Source organism: Halolactibacillus halophilus (assembly GCF_900115605.1).
Classification (GTDB): Bacteria; Bacillota; Bacilli; order Bacillales; family Amphibacillaceae; genus Halolactibacillus; species Halolactibacillus halophilus.
On record NZ_FOXC01000072.1, the window covers coordinates 1 to 4054 of the forward strand.

Genomic DNA, 4054 nt, shown 5'->3' on the forward strand with positions numbered 1-4054 from the left:
AGAAATTAGCCGCTAATCACCTGGGTCAATCTATGTCACGGAGAGGTAACTGTTGGGACAATGCACCTCAGGAATCATTCTTCGGCCACTTAAAAGATGATATGAACTATCATCACTGTAAAAATATTCATGAATTACGTGCTGTCGTTGATGATTATATTGATTATTATAATCATGAGCGCGGTCAATGGAACCTAAAAAAATTGCCCCCTGTTAGTTACAGAGAGCAATATTTATTAGATGTTTCATGAGAGTCTTTTTTTAAATGTCCTTGACAAAGGGTCCACATTACTTTGGCCCCTAGTCTTTCTTCATCGTCAGATAAATACTTGGCTTTATTAGTCACTTTCATGTTATCAAGAACAAGCGACTTGATCGCGCCTAATATATAATCAAAATCCTTCACATGTTCCTTCAATGCGTATTTAAGCGATTCTAACGTTCTTGTCAAAAACATATTTTGTTTGGTTAAATCACGATTTTCATGTTTTAATGCTTGGTTTTCTCGATTTAATCCTTTATTTTTTAATTTTAGTTCATTATTTTCTTGAGATAGTTGCTTATTTCGCGCAGAAACCACCTTATTTTCGATTTTAAAGGCTTCTGAGGCTCTTGCCTTTGTTTTCATACTTTCGAAGTCTGAGAGGGCTAATTTGACCGTTTTAGGACCAATCAATCCTGATTCTTTATAATTTATCATATCGATCTCTTTTGAATTCTCATCAGACTTTTTCAACGCTTTTAGTAAACCGTTGGTTTTTTCGATAGATTCATTCAGTTGAGTTCGCCTATGCTCTTTTTCTGCTAACTCATTTTCCAGTGAGTTTATTTTCTCTTGTGTCGTTTGTAATTTGTACCGTGCCATATCTAAATGTTTTCTGTCACTTGGTACACCACGTTCTAAATCAAACCCGCACTTTTGCATATGTTTGGGGAATTCCTCTTGTATCGCTAATAGTTCATTGCGATTGAAAACATTTTTCCCTTGTAATTTCCCGTCACGCATTGGCACCACTCCAAGATGTAAGTGCGGTGTTTTTTCGTCAACATGAACGGTTGCATAAGCGATATTCTGTTTTCCATAGCGTTCAGCAAATAACTTATAACTTTCTTCGAAAAATCTTTTTTGTTCAGATGGATCGAGTGCATCAAAAAAATCCTTATCGGACGTTATCAGCAATTCATTCACGAGCACCGCATCTTTCCAGGTTTTACGTGGGCTTATTTTTTGCGATTCGATAATGTCTTTCACTCGCTCGTTGTAATCAATATTTCCTTGATTGACCAAATCATAATTTTCATGCGACCACGTTTTATCAATATCGGAATTCGTTTTACTTTCTCGTTCTCGTTGATTATGAAATTGCATGCCTTTCAAATCATGTGATTTCATTTTTTCCATTCGACAAACAGCATAACTCATAAGATCATCGCTCCTTTTCGGGCAGGGTATTCCGGCAAGACTTCCATGTAAAGTGTGTGCCCTGCCGGGAGCTGTCGGCGAGCCGACTAAAACCTAAACCCTTAAGACCTTCACCTTTTTTTCGGAAAAAGGTGAAACCAAAAAACCGCCCTCTGCCACCTCAGCAAGGGGTCTTGCGCTCGTGCCCCGTTTGGTAATGGGCAAGGGTCGGGTAGTATTTTTCAAAACGCTGCGCTGAAAAATCTCCACCCTTTCCCCTTGCCCATTACCATTTTGTCCGTTCTGTTTTCCGTACCGAAAGCCGTACTCAGCAAGCTTATACTTTGCCGACTTTTCGGTTTTCCAGTGTAACGGACAAAACCACTTGAGAAAAATTAGAAAAATAAGCAGGTTATCCAACTTGATATGTCGAATTATTTAATAATGTCCAATTATTATGGATATAAAAAGGAGGAAATACAATGAAAAAAACAAAAGTATTATCAGTTATTTTTACAGCGCTTTTCTTGACCGTAATTCCATTTTCAAATGTCTTTGCTACATCATCAGAAAGTAATTTAGAAAACGATAGTCATGAGTATGTTATTGAAATTTCTGATGAAGAAGTTAAAATGCTTGAAGAGAAACAACTTCAAGAAAAGATAAACGAATTGGATCCATCTAATCAGTTAAGAACACCAACTTACGAATACAAAAGTGTATTGCAAGACAGTAAAGAATTACTTAATGTGAGTATAGGATGGGCAGGAAACCAACCATCAAGAGGAACTGTATTTAGTAGCTCTGGCGGTTTCATTTGGAATAGTGGAGGCTATTATTCTAACGTTACCCTAAACATTGGATATGGTCCTATTAGTGCAAGTTTTCCAAAAGGTTCAGTAGGAGGTTCAACTGGTACTTATATAAGCTCGCCATGGATAAACACTCCTGTTAAACTTCATATAGCAAGAGACATAAAAGTTAGCAATTATAAGGTGTACGGAAAATACTACATGGATCCAACGAATAATTGGCAGTATTTCAAATCAGAACAAACAGCAGTTTCATTCAGAAATCGTTTAACAGTTAAAAAAGTTCAATAAAAAATAAAGTTGGTTCCCTTAAAATTTTAAAAGGAACCAACTTTTTTTATTGATAACAATTATTTAATTATAGATTCTAAATCATTTAATTTCTCATTAGACAATTTAGCTATCTCAGTTATATCATTTTCCGAATCAAACGCACTTAAAACAATCGCCTCTTTATCATCAATCCAAACTTTATAAAAATGTGTGAATATCCCATCTTTATGATCAAGTCTAAAAATTAGGTCAGCAGGTTTTTCTGGATACCATTCTTCCTTTACAAAATTCAAATCATCAAAAATATTCTCAAATTCTAATATCTTCTGTTTGTCTTTAATTTCTTTAGTAAACTCTCCTTGATATTCGTCTATTTGTTGTCCTACAAATAAAACCTTATCTGGTTCGATTACTTTACTAAATAAATTTATTAGAATTGGGATTAACACTATCAAGACTATAACGGAAAATACTATTGATTTTTTTTTCATAAAATCATCTCCTTAATATTTAATATTTATAAAAATGTTCTTTAAAAATATGATACTACAAAGTTTGTTAAAGTGGAATTTTTTAATAAATTTAATAATTTTATACTGTATTTAATTATTAAATTTAAAATAAACAAGGGAGCAATATTAAAATATCGCTCCCTTGTTTATAAGAAATCACACTTTGTCTATTTTCCGTATTTTAAAAATAAGGAAAAACGTTAAAGCACTAACCATCAAAGACAAAATAGAAATACCCATCACTAAGAAATCCACAACCATCCTCCTTATTCAATGTCTTTTTCATTGACCATTTGACCATTCACTTCTTTCATCTCGTCATCAGTCAATAATCGTTTTTCTAATTCTAAATACTTTTTATCTCCCCAATTGTACATGATTGCGTACACGTAGTTCGTCATATCTTTTTCCTTATATGCTTCTAACTCACCATTTTTAAATTTCGTCATCGCTTCTTTGAACAACCCAGAATAAACAATCAGTCGTTTTCCTTTGAGCGCCCGATAAAAAACCTCAAACACTTCCTGACTAACCAAGTAATCACTTTCTTTTGCCGAGTACTTCGCTATTTCATAAACTTTATCATTTTCCCCTTGACATACTTTGCGAACATCAACTTGTGTTATTAAAGGATTTTTCGTCACTTGTTTCCATAGCTCAAGCCAACGATCGCGACTAATATATTGCTTTGTATTCGTAAAGTAACTTTTATTCACCGCAATTAACACGTGAAAGTGCGGATGATAATCATTGCGTTCTTCGTTGTATGTAATTTCTAACTTTCTCGCATAACCTTTAACAATTTTTTTAACTTCTTGTCGTTCCATCAACTTTTTAAACGCATGATTATAACGTTTAATTTCATCATCGAGTTCATCCGCCGGTACATTCGGTGCTGTCAACGTAAGGAAAATAAAATCCTTATGTTCCTCTTGTTTTAGATAAGCCATCATAACCGATTAAAATGGACCCTAAAGAATGGACACTAAAAAAAGTCCCCTCTTTAGGGTCTGTTTTGTTATACTCAAATCAAATCACAATCAGTGGGCTTGAAG

5 protein-coding genes are annotated in these 4054 nt (G+C 34.2%); 2 read left to right on the forward strand and 3 right to left on the reverse strand.

The features are described from left to right. The coding region (locus BM098_RS13010; protein WP_143423382.1) for an IS3 family transposase at positions 1–251 on the forward strand (251 nt) is incomplete at its 5' end. Here BM098_RS13010 and mobV read toward each other — a convergent pair. Next, on the reverse strand, positions 218–1423 hold the full coding sequence (gene mobV / locus BM098_RS13015) for a MobV family relaxase (RefSeq protein ID WP_089834055.1): 1206 nt from the start codon (positions 1421–1423) through the stop codon (positions 218–220). The two genes, BM098_RS13010 and mobV, sit on opposite strands and share 34 nt — an antisense overlap. Before the next feature lie 461 nt (positions 1424–1884). Here mobV and BM098_RS13025 point away from each other — a divergent pair, with 461 nt between their 5' ends. Further along, the gene (locus BM098_RS13025) at positions 1885–2505 is read left to right on the forward strand and encodes a hypothetical protein (RefSeq protein ID WP_089834059.1); all 621 of its coding nucleotides are present in this window, start codon (positions 1885–1887) and stop codon (positions 2503–2505) included. A 59-nt stretch (positions 2506–2564) separates the two neighbouring features. Here BM098_RS13025 and BM098_RS13030 read toward each other — a convergent pair whose 3' ends face one another. Both BM098_RS13030 and BM098_RS13035 read right to left on the reverse strand, forming a co-directional pair. Next, positions 2565–2978 carry a hypothetical protein gene (locus BM098_RS13030; protein WP_089834061.1) on the reverse strand — a complete coding sequence of 138 codons (414 nt, stop codon included), beginning with the start codon at positions 2976–2978 and terminating at the stop codon, positions 2565–2567. 287 nt (positions 2979–3265) lie between these two features. Continuing rightward, on the reverse strand, positions 3266–3949 hold the full coding sequence (locus BM098_RS13035; RefSeq protein ID WP_234987512.1) for a protein rep: 684 nt from the start codon (positions 3947–3949) through the stop codon (positions 3266–3268). Positions 3950–4054: the final 105 nt, after the last annotated feature.

Bases quoted from the DNA above. Each gene is read 5' to 3' on its own strand.
- mobV (WP_089834055.1), bottom strand. From the start codon at position 1,423: ATGAGTTATGCTGTTTGTCGAATGGAAAAAATGAAATCACATGATTTG.
- BM098_RS13030 (WP_089834061.1), bottom strand. From the start codon at position 2,978: ATGAAAAAAAAATCAATAGTATTTTCCGTTATAGTCTTGATAGTGTTA.
- BM098_RS13035 (WP_234987512.1), bottom strand. From the start codon at position 3,949: ATGGCTTATCTAAAACAAGAGGAACATAAGGATTTTATTTTCCTTACG.
- BM098_RS13025 (WP_089834059.1), top strand. From the start codon at position 1,885: ATGAAAAAAACAAAAGTATTATCAGTTATTTTTACAGCGCTTTTCTTG.